Source organism: Streptomyces sp. NPDC088915 (genome assembly GCF_044749825.1).
Classification (GTDB): Bacteria; Actinomycetota; Actinomycetes; order Streptomycetales; family Streptomycetaceae; genus Streptomyces.
Genome location: NZ_JBIVIR010000022.1, coordinates 46,376 through 66,280, shown reverse-complemented (window position 1 = coordinate 66,280; position 19,905 = coordinate 46,376). Strand labels below are relative to the sequence as shown.

The 19,905-nt window shown below is 73.8% G+C and carries 17 protein-coding genes, 1 tRNA gene and 1 pseudogene; 8 read left to right on the top strand and 11 right to left on the bottom strand.

Annotated elements, in window-relative coordinates; all coding sequences use genetic code 11:
* Positions 1-176 precede the first annotated feature (176 nt).
* The 5 genes from ACIP5O_RS32245 to ACIP5O_RS32225 form a co-directional block, all read right to left on the bottom strand.
* Entirely contained in the window at positions 177-1,034 is an 858-nt protein-coding gene (locus tag ACIP5O_RS32245; RefSeq protein WP_401299920.1) for a GNAT family N-acetyltransferase, read from the bottom strand.
* 395 nt (positions 1,035-1,429) lie between these two features.
* Positions 1,430-2,329, bottom strand: a complete 900-nt coding sequence (locus ACIP5O_RS32240) for a hypothetical protein (RefSeq protein WP_401299917.1) — start codon at positions 2,327-2,329, stop codon at positions 1,430-1,432.
* Positions 2,326-3,345, bottom strand: coding sequence for an SPFH domain-containing protein (locus tag ACIP5O_RS32235; protein WP_401299914.1), 1,020 nt, complete (start codon positions 3,343-3,345; stop codon positions 2,326-2,328). Before ACIP5O_RS32235 ends, ACIP5O_RS32240 begins: the two co-directional genes overlap by 4 nt.
* Positions 3,346-3,423: 78 nt before the next feature.
* Positions 3,424-4,827 carry a DMT family transporter gene (locus ACIP5O_RS32230; RefSeq protein WP_401299911.1) on the bottom strand — a complete coding sequence of 468 codons (1,404 nt, stop codon included), beginning with the start codon at positions 4,825-4,827 and terminating at the stop codon, positions 3,424-3,426.
* Complete coding sequence (locus ACIP5O_RS32225) at positions 4,824-5,699, bottom strand: phosphatase PAP2 family protein (protein ID WP_401299907.1); 876 nt, start codon at positions 5,697-5,699, stop codon at positions 4,824-4,826. Before ACIP5O_RS32225 ends, ACIP5O_RS32230 begins: the two co-directional genes overlap by 4 nt.
* 150 nt (positions 5,700-5,849) lie before the next feature.
* On the opposite strand from ACIP5O_RS32225, the gene ACIP5O_RS32220 reads away from it, so the two are divergent.
* Both ACIP5O_RS32220 and ACIP5O_RS32215 read left to right on the top strand, forming a co-directional pair.
* Positions 5,850-6,452 carry a TetR/AcrR family transcriptional regulator gene (locus ACIP5O_RS32220; protein WP_401299904.1) on the top strand — a complete coding sequence of 201 codons (603 nt, stop codon included), beginning with the start codon at positions 5,850-5,852 and terminating at the stop codon, positions 6,450-6,452.
* Between the two features lie 29 nt (positions 6,453-6,481).
* Entirely contained in the window at positions 6,482-6,856 is a 375-nt protein-coding gene (locus tag ACIP5O_RS32215; RefSeq protein ID WP_401299901.1) for a DUF488 domain-containing protein, read from the top strand.
* A gap of 18 nt (positions 6,857-6,874) precedes the next feature.
* Here the strand turns inward: ACIP5O_RS32215 and ACIP5O_RS32210 are convergent, their stop codons facing one another.
* Positions 6,875-7,456 carry a DUF309 domain-containing protein gene (locus tag ACIP5O_RS32210; RefSeq protein ID WP_401299899.1) on the bottom strand — a complete coding sequence of 194 codons (582 nt, stop codon included), beginning with the start codon at positions 7,454-7,456 and terminating at the stop codon, positions 6,875-6,877.
* Between the two features lie 173 nt (positions 7,457-7,629).
* Between ACIP5O_RS32210 and ACIP5O_RS32205 the strand changes: the two genes are divergently transcribed.
* The 4 genes from ACIP5O_RS32205 (at position 7,630) to ACIP5O_RS32190 (ending at position 12,016) form a co-directional block, all read left to right on the top strand.
* On the top strand, positions 7,630-10,440 hold the full coding sequence (locus ACIP5O_RS32205) for an AAA family ATPase (protein WP_401299896.1): 2,811 nt from the start codon (positions 7,630-7,632) through the stop codon (positions 10,438-10,440).
* 53 nt (positions 10,441-10,493) lie between these two features.
* Positions 10,494-10,567, top strand: a tRNA-Pro gene (locus ACIP5O_RS32200).
* Positions 10,568-10,890: 323 nt separating this feature from the next.
* Positions 10,891-11,475, top strand: coding sequence for a DinB family protein (locus tag ACIP5O_RS32195; protein WP_401299893.1), 585 nt, complete (start codon positions 10,891-10,893; stop codon positions 11,473-11,475).
* A 46-nt stretch (positions 11,476-11,521) separates the two neighbouring features.
* Positions 11,522-12,016, top strand: a complete 495-nt coding sequence (locus tag ACIP5O_RS32190) for a transposase (RefSeq protein ID WP_401299891.1) — start codon at positions 11,522-11,524, stop codon at positions 12,014-12,016.
* 20 nt (positions 12,017-12,036) lie between these two features.
* Here ACIP5O_RS32190 and ACIP5O_RS32185 read toward each other — a convergent pair whose 3' ends face one another.
* The 3 genes from ACIP5O_RS32185 to ACIP5O_RS32175 are packed head-to-tail and all read right to left on the bottom strand — an operon-like array spanning position 12,037 to position 14,631.
* Positions 12,037-12,846: a lipoprotein gene (locus ACIP5O_RS32185; RefSeq protein ID WP_401299888.1), complete on the bottom strand. Its 810-nt coding sequence runs from the start codon at positions 12,844-12,846 to the stop codon at positions 12,037-12,039.
* 4 nt (positions 12,847-12,850) lie between these two features.
* The gene (locus tag ACIP5O_RS32180; protein WP_401299885.1) at positions 12,851-14,203 is read right to left on the bottom strand and encodes a hypothetical protein; all 1,353 of its coding nucleotides are present in this window, start codon (positions 14,201-14,203) and stop codon (positions 12,851-12,853) included.
* Complete coding sequence (locus tag ACIP5O_RS32175) at positions 14,203-14,631, bottom strand: hypothetical protein (protein WP_401299882.1); 429 nt, start codon at positions 14,629-14,631, stop codon at positions 14,203-14,205. The genes ACIP5O_RS32180 and ACIP5O_RS32175 overlap by 1 nt, the downstream gene beginning before the upstream one ends.
* Before the next feature lie 300 nt (positions 14,632-14,931).
* Between ACIP5O_RS32175 and ACIP5O_RS32170 the strand changes: the two are divergent.
* A pseudogene (locus ACIP5O_RS32170) lies at positions 14,932-15,094 on the top strand (transposase); the annotation flags it as partial.
* 65 nt (positions 15,095-15,159) lie between these two features.
* On the opposite strand, the gene ACIP5O_RS32165 reads toward ACIP5O_RS32170, so the two are convergent.
* Positions 15,160-16,110, bottom strand: coding sequence for an aldo/keto reductase family oxidoreductase (locus ACIP5O_RS32165; RefSeq protein WP_401299879.1), 951 nt, complete (start codon positions 16,108-16,110; stop codon positions 15,160-15,162).
* 334 nt (positions 16,111-16,444) lie between these two features.
* Between ACIP5O_RS32165 and ACIP5O_RS32160 the strand changes: the two genes are divergently transcribed.
* On the top strand, positions 16,445-18,394 hold the full coding sequence (locus ACIP5O_RS32160; protein ID WP_401299876.1) for an NAD-binding protein: 1,950 nt from the start codon (positions 16,445-16,447) through the stop codon (positions 18,392-18,394).
* Between the two features lie 40 nt (positions 18,395-18,434).
* Here ACIP5O_RS32160 and ACIP5O_RS32155 read toward each other — a convergent pair whose 3' ends face one another.
* Complete coding sequence (locus ACIP5O_RS32155; protein WP_401300045.1) at positions 18,435-19,484, bottom strand: PucR family transcriptional regulator; 1,050 nt, start codon at positions 19,482-19,484, stop codon at positions 18,435-18,437.
* Positions 19,485-19,905 lie beyond the last annotated feature (421 nt).

Below are 19,905 nucleotides of genomic sequence, written 5' to 3'. Positions count from 1 at the left end.
CACATGCACCTGTCATGGTGCGACTCGGAGGATGATAACTGCCGGTGCGGAGGACAGTAGGGAACGGGGGGGTGAACCCGATACGGGGAAAACCCTTGTCACCCCTCGGGGGGTGGCGGGGGGTCGGTGAGGGGGAGGGGGCACGGGCCCGCTCCGGGCCCGCCGGAGCCCTTCGTTCAGCCCAGTTCGAGCGTCGTGACGCCGAAGACGCGCTCGCGGGCGACCGGCCGGACGGGCCCGGTGTACATCCGGGCCGTCTCGAACGTCGGCTCCAGACCGCGCTCCAGGGCCAGGCGCGCCGCCGCCGGATTGACCTCCGGCACGTCGACCGCGATCCGGTCCGAGCCGAAGTCCCGCGCCTCGGCCGCGAGTCCGTCGAGCAGGGCCGCCGCGTCCGCGGGGGCGTCCGCGAACAGCGGCCCGATCCGGGCCTCGTCCTGAGCGGGACGAACCACCCCGTACCCGGTCAGACGCCCGTCGACGACCCGGGCCAGGGCGCGGTGCCCGGGGGTCGTCAGCCAGGCGGAGAGGAACCGGGGCCGGTTCGCGTGGTGGCAGGCGTCGTCGTACGCGGCGAGGGCGGCCGCGCCGACCCGCCCGGCGGCCACCAGACCGGTCACCGGGCCCTCCGGGGCCGGGACCTCGCCCACGTACCGCGCCGTGCGGTACGCCGTCGTGAAGCCGGAGCGCCGGTAGTTGTCCTGCTGCGCGGGCACCCCGTCGAGTCCGACGGCCCGGCCGCCCGCGTGGGCGAGCGCGGCCCGCCAGGTGGCCAGGCCGTGGCCGAGGCCGCGGAGTCCGGGGCGCACGAGGTAGAAGCCGAGGAAGGCGTAGGCGTCGTCGTAGTCGACGACCGACACGGCGGAGACGGGCTCCCCGTCGATCCGGCCGAGGAAGAAGCCGCCGGGGTCCTGCGCGAAGAACGCCGTGACGTCGGAGAGCCCGGGGTTCCACCCCTCCTCGGCGGCCCAGGAGCGCACCAGCGCCCAGTCCTGCGGCGTTGCGGAGGAGACGGTCAGCGAGCCGGGGGCCATGGGGTGTCCTTCGACGACCGGGAAGCGACGGGAGCGTACGGGGCGGCCCGGACGGCCCGGCGACGGCCGGGCGGATATCCGGGCAAAGCGCGCCGAGCATAACGCCGCCCGGACCACGGCCCGGACCGCACCGATCGAATCCGGCCGCGGGGCGCCGGGGCCGGGCGCCGTGGCCGTGGGCGCACCGGGCGGGGGAACCGGTGGGGCGCCGGGCACCGTGACCGGGGCGCGTCCGCGTCTTCCCCGTCGCCCGCGCCCGGGCGGAGCCCCCGGGGCGACGGCCGGCCTGCTCCCGCTCCGGTCCGACGGCGCTCGACGCACTCCGTCCCGCCCCGGCGCCGGCCGGCGCCCTTCCGTCCCGGCCCCGGCCGGCACCCTCCCGCCCCGTCGCCGGCTCAGTGCACCAGGCGCAGGCGCGGCGCGGCGACGGCGAGGTGGACCGTCTGGCCCCACGTCAGTTCGAGCGCGTCCGACTCGACGCCGTCGCCGAAGGCGATCAGACGGTCCGACTCGACGGTGAGGCGCAGGCCGTGCCCGGGGCCGAGGAGCCCTTCGACGCGGGTGGTGCCGGTGGTCGGCGACGGCCAGGCCTCGCGGACGAACCAGGCGAGCCGGGGGTCCGACGGCGCGGGCAGCGCGAGGGTGCTGGAGCGCTGTTCCCACAGGGAGCGCAGCCAGCCCGTGGCTCCCGTGCCGGTGCCGACGAGGACGCCCGACGACGCCTGGGCCTCGGCCGGCGCGTCCGTCCCGTCGAGCCCGAGCGTGTAGCGGGCGGTCTGGTGGCCCGGCGGCCCGACGTAGATCTCGTTGAGCGCCAGGAGCCGCTGCGCGTCGTCGGTGACGGCCTCGACCATCGTCAGCTCGTCGGCCGCCGCGCCCCCTCCCGCCGCGTACGGCAGCAGCCGCCGCGCCCGGGAGGCCCGGTGCCGGACCAGGACGCCCGGATTGCGCCCCGGGTCCGCGTCGATGCCGACGACGGGCTGCCCGGTCAGGTACTTCGCCGCGTTGGCGACCAGACCGTCCTGCCCGACCACCACCACGACGTCCTCGGGTCCGAACAGGAACCGGTCCAGATCGGCGCGTTCCACCCGGGCCTGCCGCCACGCCAGCGGCACCGCGCCCGCCACCTCGGCGAGCGCCCGGTGGGCCCGCTCGTGCCGCTCCCGCACGTCCTCGACCGAGCGGCCGCGCGCGGAGAGGAAGAACGCGGCCTGCCCGTGCGTGCCGTGCCGGGCGAGCAGCTCCTCGTACTCCGTCGTCCGGTGCACGAGCACCGCGCGCGGCGCCAGGCTCACGACCGGGCCCCGCCCGCTCCGCCCTCGCCGCCCAGCCGGGCGAGCAGTCCGGTGAGCACGTCGGGGGAGAGCGTCAGGTGCTCGATCCGGGGCAGGTTCTCGGCGGCCCGGTGCACGGCGAGGGCGTGCAGGGTGGCCGGATCGGCCTCCGCGTGCGCCCGCAGCCACGCGGACTGCGCCCCGGCGCGCGCCTCGCCGACCTCGCGGGCGGCCTCCGCCTCGGCCCGGGCGAGCCGGACCTTCCGTACGGCCTCGGCCTCGGCCCGCACCGCGTCGGCGGCGGCGTTCTCCTCGGCCTCGCGGCGCGCGTTGGTGCCGCGCTGCTCGACGAGCCGCTCCTCCTGCCGGGCCAGCTCGATCTTGCTGGCCAGCTCGTTCTCGGCGATGGCGCGTTCCCGCTCGACGGCGACGGCCCGGCGCTCGTAGGTGGCCCGGTCGGCCTCCTGCTGGATCTGCTCGCGGGCGGGGGTGCGCAGGGCGCGCTCGACCTCGGGCTCGGGGCGGATCGCCACGACCCGGACCGCGACGACCTCGATGCCGGTCTCCGGCAGGCGCGGCTCGGCGGCGAGGCCGGTCGCGATGCGGTCCCGCACCGCCGCCACGCCGTCGACGAGCGCGGCGGCCAGGGGCGTGCGGGTGAGGACGTCGAGGGCGTGCTGCTGGGCGGTCTCGGTGAGGAGGGTGGCGATCTGCTCCAGCGGGGTGCCGCGCCAGGCGCCCGTGTCGGGGTCGACGGAGAAGTCGAGCCGGGTGGCCGCCGCGCCCGGGTCGCCGATCCGGTACGTGACGGTGGACTGCACGCTCACGTCCTGGAAGTCGGCCGTGCGGGCGTGGAAGGCCATCGCCAGCTCCCGGTCGTTCACCGGGACCTCGGAGAGGGCGGCGGTGCGCGGCCGGAACCAGAAGCTGAGCCCTTCGCCGTCGTGGACGAGCTTTCCCCGTCGCTGGTGGCGGATGTGCGCGGTGGGCGCGGAGCGCAGGTGGCGCCAGCCCGCCCGCCGGGTGATGTCGGCCATGGGATCCCCCTTGTCGTCATGTTGACGATAGGGGGTGGATCCAGTTGTCGTCAAGGTGACGAATGGGAGCGTCCGCCCTCATCCGGCGAGCGGCACGCCCGCCGCTCCGACCTCCGGCGCGGCGAGCCCGGCGATCCGGGCCCCCGGAAGGCCTCCGGCGGCCCCCGCGACGACGCTGCCCTCTGTGGCGGCACTGGCGCCAGTACGGCCGACGAGGCCCGCGACGGCACCGGCCTCGACGAGGCCACTGGCACCGGCACGGCCGACGGGGCCCGCGACGGCACCGACCCCTGCGACGGCACCGACTCCCGTGGCCCCGCCGATCTCCGTCAAGCCGCCGGCCTCTACGAAGGCACCGGCCGCGGTGAAGCCACCGACTCCCGCGACGGAACCGACTCCCGCGACGGAACCGACTCCCGCGACGGAACCGATCCCCGCGACGGCACCGAGTCCCGTACCCGCACCGACCCCTGCGACAGCGCCGACTCCCGTACTCCCGCCGGCGCCCGCGACGGTGTCGGTCCCCGCGACGGTGTCGGTCCCCGCAACGCCACCGGCCCCCGCAACGCCACCGGCCTCCGCAGTGCCGCCGGCCCCGCCCTCTCCCGTCCCCCCGCCGCCGCCCTTCGTCAGGAGCACCACGCCCCGCGCCGCGACCAGCGACGCGCCGGCGGCGGCGCACCAGCCCCAGGCCCCGGCCCGGAAGGTCTCGCCGAGGAGGGCCACGCCGATCACCGCGGCGGCCGCCGGGTTGGAGAGGTTGACGACGGCCAGCGGCGCGGCGAGCCCGCCCCGGTAGGCGGCCTGCGAGAGCAGCAGCCCGCCCGTGGCGAAGCCGGATATGAGCACCGCGAGCAGCGCGGTCTGCCACCAGGTCGGTTCGGTGCCGGGAAGGTCGAGGGCGAGCGCGGCCGTCAGGGTCTGGGTGAGCGCCGAGGCGACGCCGGAGGCGATCCCGGACGCCGTGGCGTGCCCGAGTCCGCGCCCGGCCCGCCCGCCGTTCCCGTGGTGGCGGCCCGAGGCGAGGGCGGCGATCAGGAGCGCCGTCGCCGCGGCGACGACCAGCGACTCGCGCAGGCTGAGCGCCTCGCCGGGGGCCGCGGGCCCGGTGACGGCGACCAGGCCGACGAGACCGGCCAGGGTCCACAGGGCCCCGCGCCACTCGGTACGGGTCACCCGCCGGCGCGCGCAGTACGCGCCGAGCGGCAGCGCCGCCACGAGGGTCAGCGCGCCGAGCGGCTGGACCAGGGTCAGCGGCCCGTAGTGCAGGGCGGCCACGTGGGCGAGGGCCCCGGCGGCGTTCAGGCCGACCGCCCACCACCACTGCCCGCGGGCGAGCAGCGCGCGCAGCGCCCCGCGCCCGTCGGGGGAGGCGGGGGACGCGGCGGCGAGCCGGGACTGGGCGACGGCGGCGAGCGCGTACCCGGCGGCGGAGACGAGGGAGAGGAGCACCGCGAGCGCGGTGCCGGCGGCGGGGTTCATCGCAGGGCTCCGACCGGGAGGGAGGCCGTCTCGAACGGGCGGCGTACGGGTGGGGGCGTCGCCCGGTGCCCGGGGGCGCGGACGGCGAGCAGCGCGAGTCCGAGGAGCGCGGCGGCGGCGAGCGCGTCGAACCAGTAGTGGTTGGCGGTCCCGACGACGACGAACAGGGTGAGCAGCGGGTGCAGCAGCCAGAGCGCCCGCCACCGGGAACGGGTGGCGGCGATCAGGCCGATCGCGACCATCAGGGCCCAGCCGAAGTGCAGCGACGGCATGGCGGCGAACTGGTTCGCCATCGAGTCCGTCTCCGGCACCGCCCCGTAGACGGAGGGGCCGTAGACGCGGGCGGTGTCGACGAGTCCGGCGGCGGCGAGCATCCGGGGCGGCGCGAGCGGCATCAGCAGGTGCAGCGCGAGCGCGGCGGCGGTGAGGAGCGCGAGCACGCGCCGCGACCACAGGTAGTGGGCCGGGCGGCGCAGGTACAGCCAGACGAGGAAGGCGACCGTGGCGGGGAAGTGCACGGTGGCGTAGTACGTGTTCGCGGCCCGGACCAGCGGTTCGCCGTGCATCAGGAGCTGCTGGACCGTTCCCTCGCCCGGGAGGTGGAGCGCGCGCTCGGCGTCCCAGACGCGGTCGGCGTTCCGGAAGGCGCGGGTCTCGTGGCCGTTGGCGAAGAGCCGGCCGAACTTGTAGACGAGGAACAGGGCGGTGACGAGCAGCAGCTCACGCAGGAGAGGCGGTCGCGGGGCCGCTTTCGGGACCTTGCCGTTCGCTCCGTCCCCCTCTCCGACGTCGGGCCCGGCGGGGCCGGGGGTAGGCGTCGCCCCAGGTCCGGCAGGACGTGGTCCTGGTATCCCGCGTATCCCGGCAGCCATCGCGCGGCCCTCTAATCCGTCAAATGGGCAACAAACGGAGGAAGCCTAGATCCGTTTTCAGCGAGACGCAAGCGTCTCGATACGTTTGCGTCTCGATTGTGCACCCCCTACTCTCGTATGTGCAGAGGGAGACCCGTACGGGAGGGACCGATGTCCACACAGGCCGCGACCGCCGCAGCCCGGCGCAGCAAGATCACGCCGGAGCGCGAGACCGAGCTCTACGACGCGGTGCTCCGCCTCCTGCGCGAGGGCGGCTACGACTCGGTGACCATGGAGGGCGTCGCGGCCCTCACCAAGTGCGGCAAGGCCACGCTCTACCGGCAGTGGGGGACGAAGCCCCGGCTCGTCACCGCCGCCCTCGCCCGGCGCCGCTGCGTCGTCTTCGCCGGCATCGACACCGGGACCCTCGCCGGCGACCTGCGCGAGGCCGCCCGCATCGCCGCCTCCCACCACGAGCGCGACGCCGGCCTCATGGAGGCCGTCACCCAGGCGTACATCCAGCACCCCGACCTGCGCGCCGCGTTCCGCGAGACCGTCATCGCCCCCGAGATCGCGGCCATCGACGCGATCGTGGCGCGCGCGGTCGAGCGGGGCGAGGTCGAGGCCGACAACCCGGCCGTCGGCTTCGTGGCCCCCTCCTTCCTCGGCATGCTCCGCGTCGAGCGGATCTGCGAGGAGCGGTTCACGGACACCTCGACCATGCGGACCTTCGTCGACGCCGTCCTCCTCCCGGCGCTGCGCGTCGCCGGGTGAGCCGGGGCGCCGTCCGGCACCCCGGACCCATGGCCGCGAGCACCCCCGCCGTCCGCGTCCGCCGCGTCCACGAGACCCCGTCGCCCGACGACGGGGTGCGGGTCCTCGTCGACCGCCTCCGGCCGCGCGGCCTCGCCACGGCGGACGCGCACGTCGACGAGTGGCCCAGGGCCCTCACGCCCTCCCCGGAGCTCCGCCACTGGTACCACGGCCCCGAGGGCGGGCACGAGGAGTTCCGCCGCCGCTACGGGGCCGAACTCGCGGCCCCGGCCGCCGCCGAGGCCCTCGCCCGCCCGAAGGACCTCGCGGGCCGCGGCACGGTCACGCTCCTCACGGCGGTCAAGGACCCGTCGACCGGCCACGCGTCCGTACTGCGCGAGGAGATCGAGGGGACGGGGGAGTAGCGGGCCCGGTGGGCGGTGTCAGGGGACGTCCCCGCGCAGCCGCGGCGCCTCGACGGCGGCGTCGACCACGACGGGACCCCCCGCCCCTCCGCCCCCTTCCGTACGGTCGGCCAACTCCCGCGCCCAGGAGACGAGCCCGCCGACGTCGATCCCGTACGGCCCGGAGACCGAGGCCCGGGCTTCCGGCGAACCGGCTTCCGCCCTTCCGTCCCTCCCGGCTCCCGACCCGCCCGCCCCGTTCGCCAACCGGACGGCGCCGCGCCGCAGCAGGCGTGCCCCGCCCGCCGTGTTGCCCCGGGCGGCGTGCGTCAGACCCACGGCGAGCTGGGCGAGCCCCTGCCACAGGTCCCGCTCCGCCTCCGGACCGGACTTCCAGGCGTCCTCGAATACCTCGTGCGCGTGGAACGGCATCCCGGCGTCCAGCAGCCGCTGCGCCTCGCGCAGGGTCGCGCCGGGATCCCGTACGACCCCCTCGGGCTGCCGGGGCACCCCCTCCGCCCCGTACGGCAGCGGGCGGCCGAGCCCGTCGCGGGGGCGGGCGCTGCGGGCCCGCCCCTCCTCGTCGCGATCCCTGCCTCGGTCACTCGTGGTCCGGTTCACCCCTCCATTGTCGCCCCCGGAACGATCAGGAACGCTAGGCTCGTCCGACAAGCGCTTCGTGCCGGTCCGCGTGGGTCTCGCCGGCCGCGGCGCGCAAGGAGCTCGGGTAGGGGAGTGAGTCACCGGTGTCGTCGGATCCCGAAAAGCCGTCGCCCGTCACGCCGTTCGTTCCCGTGGTCCCGGACGGGTCCCACGGCGGACTGCTCGAACGGGACCCGGAACTCGCCGCGGCCGCCCATGCCGTCGACGAACTCGTCACCGGAGCGGCGGCGGCGGACGGTCCGGTGCGCGGCGGCATCCTCGTCTACCGGGGAGAGTCGGGGATCGGCAAGACCACCCTGCTCGACGAGATACACCGGACCGCCCGCGACCGGTGCACCGTCCTGAGGGCCCGGGGCGGCGAGACCCTCACCTCGGTCCCGTTCCACGTCACCCGCCAGCTGCTCCAGCCCGCGCTCGACCGCTTCGACGAGGAGGACGTCCGCCTCCTCTTCGGCGGCCACTTCGACCTGCTCGCCCCCGCGCTCGGCCTCGCCCCGCCGCCTCCGCCGTCGGCCGCGCCGGCCGACCCGCAGGGCGTGCGGGACGGTCTGGCCAAGCTCCTGGGACGGCTAGCGGACCGGCTGCGGGACCGGCCCCCGGTCCTGCTCGTGGACGACGCGCACTGGGCCGACGCCGAATCCCTGGCGTGGCTCGACGCCTTCACCCGGCTCCGGCAGGACCGCCGCCTGCCCGCCCTCGTCGTCCTCGCCCACCGCCCCCTGCCGGAGGAGCCGCAGCGCACCGGGGTGCCGGCCGTCCTCGCCGCGCTCGCCGACCGCGCCGTCGTGACCCTGGGCCTGCACGCGCTCACGCCCGGCGCGACCGCCGCGCTCGCCCGGGACACGCTGGGCGGCCACGCGGACGAGCCGTTCTGCCGGGAGCTGTGGTCGGTGACCTCCGGCAACCCGTACGAGACGGTCGAACTCCTCGCCAAGGCCCGCGACCGGATGCTCGAACCCGTCGCCACCTCCGCCTCCCTCCTGCGCGGCCTCGGTGCCGAAGCGCGCGGCGGCGGGCTCGTCGCCCGCCTCGAAGAGCTCGGCGTCGGCCCGACCCGCCTGGCCTGGACGATCGCCGTCCTCGGCGCGGACAGCACGCCGGACCTCCTGGCACTGCTCACCGGCACGAGCAGGGCGAAGGTCGCCGAGCACACCGAACTCCTGCGCCAGGCGAGGATCGTGACGACGGGAGCGGACCGGGAGGCACAGACCGGACCGGCCGCCGGGCCGGGACCGGACACCGGAACCGGCACGGGGACCGACCCCGCCGTGACTCCCATGACGCCCGTGACGCCCGTGACGCCCGTGGGGCAGTCCACCCACCTGGAGTTCGCGCACCCCCTCATCGCGTCCGCGGTGTACGGCTCGATGTCACCGGCCGCGCGGACCGCCATGCACGGACGGGCGGCCTGGGCGCTCACCGAGGCCGGCCACGGACCGGCCGCCGTCTCCCGGCACCTCCTCGAAGTGCACCCGGACGAGGACGAGGACGTCGTCGACCAACTGCGGGCCGCCGCCGTCGAACACCTCGCCGTGGGCGCCCCGGACGCGGCCCGGCGCTGTCTGGAGCGGGCCCTGGCCGAACCGCCGGGCCCGGACTCGTACGCCAGGGTGCTGTACGAACTCGGCTGCGCCTCCCTGCTGACCGCGCCCGCCGCCACCGTCCGCCACCTGAGCTCCGCGCTCGACCTGCCGGGCCTGGACGACGACCTGCGGATCGACGCGACCTACCGGCTCGCGCAGGCCCTCGCCCACAACAACCAGCTCCGGGACGCCGCGCGGGTCCTCGCGGCCGAGGCCGTCCGCACCCCGCCCGGCACCGACCGCCGCCGCCTGCAGGCCGCGAACTTCATGTACGAGGGGTTCCAGGCCGCCGAGGAGGACGGCCCCGGCCGCTCCCGCCGCCTGGCCGACCTCACCGCGCACTTCACCGGCGCGGACAACTCCGAGCGGGCCCTGCTCACGGTGCGCGGGTTCGACGCCATGATGCGCGGCGAGCCCGCCGACGAGGTCGTGCGCCTCTGCGACCTCGCCCTCGTCGACGGCATACCGGCCCGTGGACTCGGCTGGACCGACCCCACGTGGGGCTTCGAGATCCCGGCGCTCACCGGCATCGCGTACGCGTTCTCCGACCGCCCCGACCAGGCGGGGATCCTCTTCACGGAGGCGGTCCGCGCCTTCGAGATCTCGGGCTGGAGCGGCGCCCACCTCGCGTTCGCCCACACGCTCCTGGGCCTGGTCCACCGGCGCCGCGGCAACCTGCCGAGGGCGCAGCACTACCTGGAGGAGGGCCTGCGCCTGGCCGACCGGGTGGGCAACGGCCTCCCGGTGCACTGGGACACCGCCTGCCTGCTCGTGGACACGCTCGTCGCCCGGGGCCGCACGGCGGAGGCGCGGAGCGTGGCCGACCACTACTCCTTCGGGCCGCCGTGGCCGGACGCGATCGTCCTGCCCGACGGCCCCAGCATCCTCGGCCGGCTCCTGCTCGCGGAGGGACGCGTCGAGGAGGCGGTGGCCACCCTGGAGGCCGCGGCCGAGGCCCTGATCGGCCGGGGCCGCCACCACATCGTGTGGGCGCCCTGGCCCCTGGACCTCGCGCGGGCGCTCGCCCCCACGGACCCGGACCGCGCGGCCGCGCTCGCCGCCGAGGCCCGTACCCACGCCGAACGCATCGGCACCCCCACGGCCCTCGGCGAGGCCCTCCGCTGCGCGGCCCTCCTCGCCGACCCGCCCGAGTCCCGCCGCCTCCTCACCGAGGCGGTCGCCCACCTGGCCGCGTCCCCGTCCCGCTACGAGGAGGCCCGTGCCCGCCTCGACCTGGCCCGCGCCACCGACTCCCCCGAGGCCCTCGCCGAGGCGACCGCCCTGGCCACCGCCTGCGGCGCCTCCCTCGTCACCTCCGACGCGGTGACAGCCCGTGCGTCGTCCCACCCTCCGGAGTGAGGTAATGTTTTCCCTGCACGCCGACGCGGGAACAACCCGCCGAAGACGCGCATCGGGACGTGGCGCAGCTTGGTAGCGCACTTGACTGGGGGTCAAGGGGTCGCAGGTTCAAATCCTGTCGTCCCGACTCGAAAGAGTCGTAGCCCGAGGGGCCGTTTCGGAGCAATCCGAAACGGCCCCTCGGGCGTTTGACAGTCATGTGAGAATCGACCTTCTGGCCGTGCCGAAGTTTTCATCAATCAGGGCAAAAAGGACTTCGGTTACCTAATGTTTATAGAGGCAGGCCCCGCGAACCACCTCTCCAAGAGGTTGTCTCACGTGGGAAGTTTCGCGAGCTTCTCGTAGCTGCTCAGGGTGCGGTGGCCATGGCCGGGCCCCGGCTTTGCCAGTCGTCGCGGGGCACGTAAGGGATCTTGAGGCCATGAGCGGCCCGTGGCAGGCTGATGCCGCATGATCGATGAATTCGCGAAGAACAACCTGCACGAGAGACTGCGGCGGGACCGCAAGGCGCTGCTCTGGAAGCTCGAGGGCCTGTCCGAATACGATGTCCGTCGACCTCTGACGGTGACCGGGACCAACCTCCTCGGCCTGGTCAAACACGTGGCCGGCGTCGAGGCCAGGTACTTCGGCGAGGTCTTCGACCGTCCTTCCCCGGAACCGCTGCCCCGGTGGCAGGACCACGACGGCAGCGATCTGTGGGCGGCTGGGGACGAGACCCGCGATCAGATCGTCGAGTCCTACCGGCGCACGTGGGAACACTCAGACGCGACGATCAACGAGCTTCCCCTCGACGCCCCCGGCCACGTGCCGTGGTGGCCGGAGCCTCATTCCCATACGAATCTGTTCGCCGTCATGGTCCACGTTCTCGGCGAGACCAACCGGCATGCCGGGCACGCCGACATCCTGCGCGAAAGCGTCGATGGCCGAACCGGGACGCGGCCCGAACACGAGATGCGGATCGATGAGGAAGCCCGCGACGCCTCCTACGCGAAGATCGAGCAGGCCGCCAGATCGGCCGCATCGATCAAGGCATAGAGGACTGCGCCGCGCGACTTGACGTTCGAGCGACATGATGGCGGCCGTGAGGGCTGATCTGTTGAAGCGCCTGGTATCTGACGGGCTCTGGGAGCAGGCCGCCCCGCTACTGCCGTCGTTCGCGGCTCGACCGCAAGGCGGCGGGACCGCTCCGCGTGACGAGCGGGCGGTGTTCATGGCTGTGGTGTACGCACTGACCAGCGGGTGCGCGTGGCGGTATCTGCCGGAATCGTTCGGTGTCTCGCCGGCCACCGCGCACCGTCTGGTCGTGGCGGTGTCGGGTGCGGACCTGTACGACAGCCAGGCGTTCAAGTCGCTCATCCTGGGGATGCCGGCCATCCGCTCCCGGCACGGACCCCGCCGCGGACGACCGGTGAGGATCCGTGCGGATAAGGCGTATTACTTCGCGGAACACCTGCGCCGGCTCTGCGATCGCCGCCTCACCATCCGGTACGAACGAAAAGGCAACCACTCCCTTGCCTTCCTCGGGCTCGCTGCGGCACTCACCTGCTACAAGCGACTCGCGAAGCTCACCGCGTGAGACATCCTCCAGGCCGTGTCCTATGCGGTGGGGTTGTGGTGGATCAGGACTCCTCCCAGCGCATCAGCTTTTGCGCGCGCTGTGGCGGAGTCGCAGAACTGGATGGTCCAGTTCGCGGCCGTGACGATGACGGCGGGTGTGTGGTCGTTGCTGAGGAGGAGCCGAATGTAGTCGTCGCGGGCCGCGGGGTCCTTGTGCAGGAGCAGGAGGGCGTGGTGGTTTGCCCAGGACGCGTCGCAGGACTTCTTCTCCGGGGACCGCGATCCGCACAACAGCTCTCGTGTCGACCGTCGTTCCCGGTCCATGCAGAAGTCGGTCTTGTCCAGTGCGTCGGCCAGCGCATCGGCGGTCGCGTACACGGGTGTGCTCGGGATGTCGGGGAGAGGGTAGGGAGGAGGGAGGACGACGGCGTCGATCGCGTTGGCGACCTTGATCGAGTAGGCGGGGGTGTCGTTGGGCAGGACGCGGATGAACCAATTGCCCGCCGCGACGAGGGTGGTGCCGCTATTGCGCCAGGCGGCGATGGAGTCGCCGACCTCGTCACGGCTGAACTCCTCGGGGTTCAGGACCTGGATCCGGTTCTCCACTGTCGTCCCCGAGATCCGGGCTTCACAGTCCAGGGCGCCGGTCCTGCGCCGCAGTACTTTGCAAGGCATGCCCGCGCGTGCCAGTGCGGCCACGACCTCGTCGGGTGTCGTGTACTGCGGTGTCGTGGGGACATGAGCCGGCATGGGGTCGAGGGGTTTCCCACCGCGCGGCTCGAACCGGTCGCACCCGGTGAGGGCGACCAGTGCGAAGAGCATGGTCAGGACGGAGACGGTCCTTTTCATAAGGTCAGTGAGTTCCTGGCGGTACGGGAGAGGGACCGGGACTGGGGGACGGCGTTCCGGGCTCCGGTTCGCCGCTACCGGTGCCGGTGGTCTGGCCCGCGCGGTACAGAGGGTCTAGAGACACGTGATGTCCTGCGGGGGTCTGGGCCTCCAACTGACGTATGGCTTCTGCTTGTTCCTCGTCGCTGAGGGTGTCCCAGGCCATTGCGTCGTCGAGATGCGGCTCGATCGTGTCCCAGTTCCGGCCCCGCGTCTTGATGTCTCCGCCACGCTGATCGGATTCGTCACCGTACTGCTCGTTCTTCTCGCGCACATCCGGGGTGTCGGCGGCATAGAGCGTGAACAATTGCTTGTCCGTGCGGGCGCCGTACGGCTGATCGCGGAGATCGGCCAAGTGGTGGGCGCTCAGCCGTACGTCCAGGTCCGGGTTGTGCTCGATGAGTGCCGCGAGTTCGACATCGCTCAGGTCGGCCATGTACCTGCCGTCTTCCAGCCGGAACGCCTCGCGGTTCTTCTCGACGACGCTCCTGGCGGTGTCGGTCTTCATGTGGGTGATACCCAGGGACTTGTCCGGCTTCGGACCGAGCGTCAGGCTCCAGTCGAAGAAGCGGCCGAACTCGGTCAGTGGCCCGCGAAGGCTCGGGTTGTGGTTCTGGTACCACTGTTGTTCCTGCCAGAGGATGGCCAAGAGCAGTTTCCGGCTGATACCCGTTTCGGCGGAGGCCAGGTTTACGGCTGTAAGGACGTTCGGCGGGACGTTGACGGGGTGCAGACCGTCCAGTCCGCCGGACAGGCGCAGGGCAATGCCCAGCGGGCTGTTCTCGTCGAGTGCCTTCTTGGCGAGGTTCGGATCGCTGATGTCGGTCAGAGCTTCGACGGTACGCAGGGAACGGGCCGCGCCGGTATCGGCCCGGCTCGCCTTGGCGAGGGCATCGGAAATGATCTCATGAGCATGTTTGATCTTCTCGGCCCCTTCGCCGTCCGGTGCTTCGGCGGTGGGTCTGGCGAAGTCGACCCGACCGCTGTCGTCCACCTTGAGGCCGTTACGGTGCGCGTAGTCGAGTGCGCTGTGCAGGTTGCGCTGGGCGGATGCGATGTCGTCGGCGAGATCGTCGTACGTCCGCGCCATCGCCCGGAGGGCGATGGCGGCTGCCTCGTAGTCGCCCGCGTGCTTGACGAAGGTGTTCCGGGCCGCGCGCCCGGCATCGCCCACCCAGCACTGGCGGAGAGTCGCGGCGATTTCGTCACGCGCGTACCCAGCCAGCGCCTCGCACTGCTTGGCGGCACCGATGGCGTCGTCCGCGGCGTCCCGCCACTGCTGGGGCCGCGCCTTGTCGAGTTCGGGCACGGAGACCATCAGGCACCTTCCAGCCGGTTACCGGAGGCCCTGAGCTGTGCCGCGATGGAGATGTCCTCGCTGATCTGCTGGTCCATGCCCTTGGTGAGTGCGTCGGCAGCGTCCTCAACCAGGTCACTAAGCGTATGGAGGCGTTTTTGCCAGGCGCTCACACAGTCGTTGCTCGCGGCGCCCGCGTCCCATCCCGTATGGGTCTTCCCGACCGCCACCACGTCATCGAGCTTGGCGCTCTTACGAGCTTCACCGTTCGCTGTCCGTAAACCCGGAGCCTTGGCGCGTACGGGCGCGTCACGCAGACCAAGGTCCGCGTTCCCCAGCCCGAGAGCCGGCCCCCCGCTGTCCCCTACCGAGGCGAGCTCCATACTCGTGGCCCGCCTACGGAGCGCGTCCGCCTTGAGCCGGCCCCACTCCTCTTCGAACGCTGACATGCATCCCCCTTTGCACGTGCGCCGTGGTCAACGGCGTGCGCCGAGTTTACAAGCGGCATACCAACGACGATCTGTAGCTGTGGCTTGATCTCGCTGGTCCCACGCGTGACAACCGCCTCGCAGTGAGAGGCCAAGGCCTTTTCCCACATGGCTGGTTGACCGTTGGGCCGGTCATGGGGAGTGGACGGTGGGGTTGGATCGTTCCGGAGGGCTTGTGGGAGATCGCGAAGCCATTGCCAGCTCCACGCGGCCGATTCCAAGCCTCAACGCCTGCACGCAGACAAGGCCTACGACATCCTTAGGTGGATTGATCGAGCGGACCATGTCCTGGCTGACCGGCTACCGTCGGCTCAACCACCGCTACGAACGTCCTCCCCGCAACTACCTGGCCTTCCTCGGCCTCGCCGCGGCCCTCTGCTGCTATGAACGGCTCCTCGAACTGACCATGAAGGACACGGTCTAAATAAAGTATTGATGACATGTATCGGCGCTGGGCGGAGAGACGACCGTCGGGCCGGGCCTTCCCGGTCACGGCAGCGGCAGGCCGCGGGACGTGAGCCAGAGGTCGTACCACTCCTCGTGGGTGAGGTGGGGGTCGGTGGTGGCGGCGTCGTGGCAGGACCTGATGCGGGTGGGGCTGGTGGTGCCGATGACGGGGACGACGCGGGCCGGGTGGCGCTGGAGCCACCACAGGACGATCGTCTCCGGGGTCGTGTCCTTGGCCTCGGCCAGGCGGGCCACCAGGTCGGCGGTGGCGTGCTCCTCCTTGGTCTCCTGCCGGCCGGTGAAGCGCCCCTGGGCGAGCGGCGCCCAGGCCTGGAGGGCGACGCCGTGGGCCAGGCAGTGTTCGACGGTGCCCGCGGGGAAGCCGTTGGCGGCCGAGGCCGGGGTGTTGACGAGGACCCCGTCCTCCAGCCAGTCGCGCCTCGCCAGGCTCATCTCCAGCTGGTTGACCGCCAGCGGCAGCGAGAGGTGGGCCTGGAGGCGGGCGATCTGCGGGGCGTTCATGTTGGAGACGCCGAACCGGCGGACGAGGCCCTGCTCGTGGAGGGAGTGCAGGGCGTCCGCCACGTCCTCGGGGTCCGCGAGCGGGTCGGGGCGGTGCAGCAGGAGCGTGTCGAGCACGTCGGTGCGCAGCCGGGTCAGGGTCTCCTCGACCCTCCGCACGATCGACGCGCCCCGCAGGTCGTACAGGCCCGGCCGGTCGCCGCGGGCGAGCACGATGCCGCACTTCGACTGGATGCCGATGCGCGCGCGGAGCGAGGGGTCGCGGGCCAGGACCTCGCCGAAGACCGCCTCGGCCTTGCCCCGCCCGTAGATGTCGGCGTGGTCGAAGGCGGTGATCCCGCTGTCCAGCGCCGCCTCGACGGCCTTCTCCGCGGCCTCGACGTCGGCCGCCGTGTACGACTCGGCGTCCCAGGGGCCGCCGAGTCCCATGCAGCCGAGGACCAGCCGGTCCGTGGTGGGGGGTGTCGTCACGAGGGGCCTCCTGCGGGGCACGGGGCGGCCCGGCGCTCGACCGGCCGGCACGCCCGACCGGTGGTGGGCCGTGGGTGATCGGCCGGGTCGCATCGTAACCCGGTCCGCGGCGCGCGGAACGCGGCCGTGTGCGGGCTGTGGCGGGGCGCCTCGTCCGTGCCGTGGGCGCGGTCGGCGGCAGCCGTCGGCGGTGAAGGCTGCCGGGATCCGGCAGTGAACCTCCGTACCGCTGCGTGACACCATGGACCGGCCCGTGCCGGAGCGACGCGAGAGTCCGTGAGGGGGCCTCAGGAGCGTTGTGGAGCAAGGGGCTTGGCAGCCGAGGGGGGAGACCATGACCGTAGTGCCCCAGGCCGGCGGGCGGTTGCGGAGCGACGGCCACATGGTCGTCTGCGGCGACGACGCGCTCGCGCACCGGATCGCCGTCGAACTCGCCGATGTGTACCGGCGGTCCGTCACCCTGGTCGTGCCGCCGCCGGCCGGTTTCGAAGGAGTGGCCGGTCAGCCGGTGGGCCTCTCCCGGGCCTCGGCGCTGCTCGGGCGGATGAGCGCGGCGGTCGGGCGGCCCGGCGGACTGCCCGGGGACGCCGCGCAGGGCGCGGGCGTGCGCGAGGTGGCCGCCGCCGTCCCCGACGAGCAGACGCTCTCGGAGGTCGGCGTGGCGCGGGCCGAGGCCCTCGCCCTCCTCTACGAGGACGACGAGGCCAACATGCGGGCCGCGTTCCTCGCCCGCCGCCTCAACCCGAGGATCCGGCTCGTCCTGCGGATGTACAACCGGAACCTCGGCCGCCGCATGGCGGAACTGCTCGACCAGGCCACCGACCTCACGGTCCCCGAGAACGTCCGCGGCCGGCACGACACCTCGACGATCGTCCTCTCGGACGCCGACACCACCGCCCCGGCGCTCGCCGCCACCGCCGTCGCCGGGACCCGCAAGGTCGTCCAGGCCGACGGACTGCTGCTGCGCGCCGCCGAGCGGCTGCCCGGCCGCCCCGGGGACGTGGCCGCACCCGGCCTCGCGACCCTCGCCCTGCTGTCCTCCACGACCAGCGACCCCGCCGGCGCCGAGGGCTCCGACCGCAGCGGCCCGCAGGCCCCGCACCTGCTCCCCGACGACGACGCCGTACGGGCCGCCGCCGGCCGCGGCACCATCGTCCTGGAGGCCGTCACCCACGCGCCGGTCACGCCCCGCAGGCGCACGAGCCGGGGGGCCTCGTTCAAGGAGCTCCTCTCGCGCCGGCTGCGCTGGGCCCTCGCGGGCGTCGTCGCGGCCGTGACCGTCCTGGCCGTCGTCTCCTCGATCGTCACCGACGACTCCCCGCCGCACGCCGTGTACATCACCCTGCTCGACCTGTTCGCGATCGCCGAGCCCGCCGTCGAGGAATCCGCCCCCCGCCAGATCCTCCAGCTCCTCACCGGCTTCGTCGGCCTCGCCCTGCTGCCCCTGCTCGTCGCCGGCGCCCTGGAGGCCCTCGGCGCCTACCGCAGCGCCGCCGCGCTGCGCCGGCCGCCGCGCGGCCTCGCCGGACACGTCGTCCTGCTCGGCCTCGGCAAGATCGGCACCCGCGTCCTGGCCCGGCTCCGCGAGCTCGACATCCCCGTGGTGTGCGTGGAGGACGACCCCGACGCCCGGGGCGTCGCGCTCGCCCGGAGCCTGCGCGTCCCCGTCGTCCTCGGCGACGTCACCCAGGAGGGCGTCCTGGAAGCGGCCAAGGTCCACCGCGCGCACGCGCTCCTCGCCCTCACCAGCGCCGACACCATCAACCTGGAGGCCGCCCTCTACGCCCGCACGCTCGCGCCGGAACTCCTCGTCGCCCTGCGCCTGTACGACGACGACTTCGCCACCGCCGTCTACCGCACCCTGCGCGCCGCCCATCCCGACGCGCTCACCCGGAGCCGCAGCGTGTCCACCCTCGCCGCGCCCGCCTTCGCCACCGCCATGATGGGCCGGCAGATCCTCGGCGCCATCCCCGTCGAACGCCGGGTGCTGCTCTTCGCCGCGCTCGACGTCGCCGGACAGCCGCAGCTGGAGGGGCGGACGGTCCGGGAGGCCTTCCGGCCCGGCGCCTGGCGCGTCCTCGCCCTCGACACCACCGCCCCGCAGGCCCGCCGCCCCGACCTCACCGCCGCCCACGACCGCGACGCCCCGCCGGGCCTCCTGTGGGACCTCCACGCCGGCTACGTCCTGCGCCCCGAGGACCGCGTCGTGATCGCCGCGACCCGCGCCGGCCTCGCCGAACTCCTCGAACGGCCCCGTACGTCCGCCTCCGGGCGAGGACTCTGAAGGCGCGGACTCCGAACCGGGAGGCCGGTAACCGCCGCCGTCACACCTCCCGGTCCGGCCAGCCCAGGAAGCGGGCGCCGATGACGGCGGTCTGGAGGGTGTAGCGCTGGCCGGGGTCGCCGGGGTCGGTGCCCGTGAGGCGGTGGACGCGGTCGAGCCGGTACGTCACCGCCCGGACGCTCAGGGAGAGCCGCCGGGCCGTCTCGGCGGCGACGCAGCCGGTGTCGAAGTACGCGGCGAGCGTGTCGATCAGCGGCCGGGCGCCGCCCCGCGTCTCCCGGAGCGGCCCCAGGACGCTGACCACCAGATCGGCCATGGCCTGGCGGTCGCGGGTGAGGACCGGGTAGACGAGGAGGTCGGCGGCGCGCAGGACCGGGTCGTTCAGGCCGAGCCGAGCGGCCAGGTCGAGGGCGTTCAGGGCCTCCTCGTACGAGTGGACGACACCGCCCGGGCCGGAGTGGGCGCGCCCGACGGCGACCTGTCCGCCGTCGGTCGCCGCGTACGCCTGCTTCGCGAAGAAGGACAGCACCTCCGGCTGGTCGGCCGGGGCGACGCAGACGAGGCGTCCCTCCTTCGTGGTGATCAGGATGCGCCGCTGCCCGAACCGGGCCACGAGGGCCGCCTCGACGGTCCGGGTGACGGAGGCGCCGTCCTCGTACGGCTCCCTGCCCTGCGCGACGGCCACCGCGTGCGCGTGGGCGAGCAGCAGGCCGAAGCGCTCGGCGCGCTCGGCGAGCCGCCCGAGGTCGCTCCGCCCGTACAGCAGGTCGTCGATGAACTCGCGCCGGATCGCCTCCTCCTGACGCACCGCCAGGATTCCCGCCCGCTCGTGCCCCTCCGCGAAGGCGTCGACGGCCTGCTCGACGGTGGCGAGGAGGTGGTCGCCCGCGGCGCGGGGCAGCTCCGCCCGCAGCTCCCCGGCGGCCGAGAGGTGCTCCCGTATCAGGGCGCGCAGCCCCAGCCCGGCCTCGGCGGCCCGCTCGCCCCGGGCCCGCAGCGCCTCCAGCTCGTCGCGGGTCAGCCGCCGGCCCGTCGCCGAGGCCTCCACCAGGACCTCCGCGTACCCCTCCAGGTACTCCCCGGACACCACTCGCTCCACCGTCGTCCCCCCACCTTTGTGTCTCACTCGCCCCCTCGACGCACGGGCCCGATCGCGGGCCGGACGCCGCCCCGGGGGCGGTGACCGGCATCAAGGACGCGTCAAGATTGCCGGAAACCGGCAATGCGAACAAGTGCGTGGCCCTGTCACGATGGTTCCACGGAGGGCACGTCCGCCGACGGGATGCCGCGGGCGGGCAGCGAAGGCCGCGCGTCGAAGGTCACGCGTCGAAGGGGGAGGGAAGCATGATGAGTGGACTCCCCGTCGGCGTCCGTTTCCTGGGGTCCCCGGCACGGCGCGGCCCCGCGCGGCCCGCGTCGAAGCTCTTCCCCGACGAACCGTAGCCGTCCCGCAGGACTCCGGTCCGCCGGGCGCGGCCCCTCCACGGCCGGCCGGCGGCAGCGCCCGGACC

Coding starts and splice junctions, on each gene's coding strand:
- ACIP5O_RS32175 (WP_401299882.1), bottom strand. CDS start 14,631: ATGTCAGCGTTCGAAGAGGAGTGGGGCCGGCTCAAGGCGGACGCGCTC.
- ACIP5O_RS32215 (WP_401299901.1), top strand. CDS start 6,482: ATGGCCGCGAGCACCCCCGCCGTCCGCGTCCGCCGCGTCCACGAGACC.
- ACIP5O_RS32195 (WP_401299893.1), top strand. CDS start 10,891: ATGATCGATGAATTCGCGAAGAACAACCTGCACGAGAGACTGCGGCGG.
- ACIP5O_RS32160 (WP_401299876.1), top strand. CDS start 16,445: ATGACCGTAGTGCCCCAGGCCGGCGGGCGGTTGCGGAGCGACGGCCAC.
- ACIP5O_RS32180 (WP_401299885.1), bottom strand. CDS start 14,203: ATGGTCTCCGTGCCCGAACTCGACAAGGCGCGGCCCCAGCAGTGGCGG.
- ACIP5O_RS32220 (WP_401299904.1), top strand. CDS start 5,850: ATGTCCACACAGGCCGCGACCGCCGCAGCCCGGCGCAGCAAGATCACG.
- ACIP5O_RS32245 (WP_401299920.1), bottom strand. CDS start 1,034: ATGGCCCCCGGCTCGCTGACCGTCTCCTCCGCAACGCCGCAGGACTGG.
- ACIP5O_RS32230 (WP_401299911.1), bottom strand. CDS start 4,827: ATGAACCCCGCCGCCGGCACCGCGCTCGCGGTGCTCCTCTCCCTCGTC.
- ACIP5O_RS32225 (WP_401299907.1), bottom strand. CDS start 5,699: ATGGCTGCCGGGATACGCGGGATACCAGGACCACGTCCTGCCGGACCT.
- ACIP5O_RS32235 (WP_401299914.1), bottom strand. CDS start 3,345: ATGGCCGACATCACCCGGCGGGCGGGCTGGCGCCACCTGCGCTCCGCG.
- ACIP5O_RS32185 (WP_401299888.1), bottom strand. CDS start 12,846: ATGAAAAGGACCGTCTCCGTCCTGACCATGCTCTTCGCACTGGTCGCC.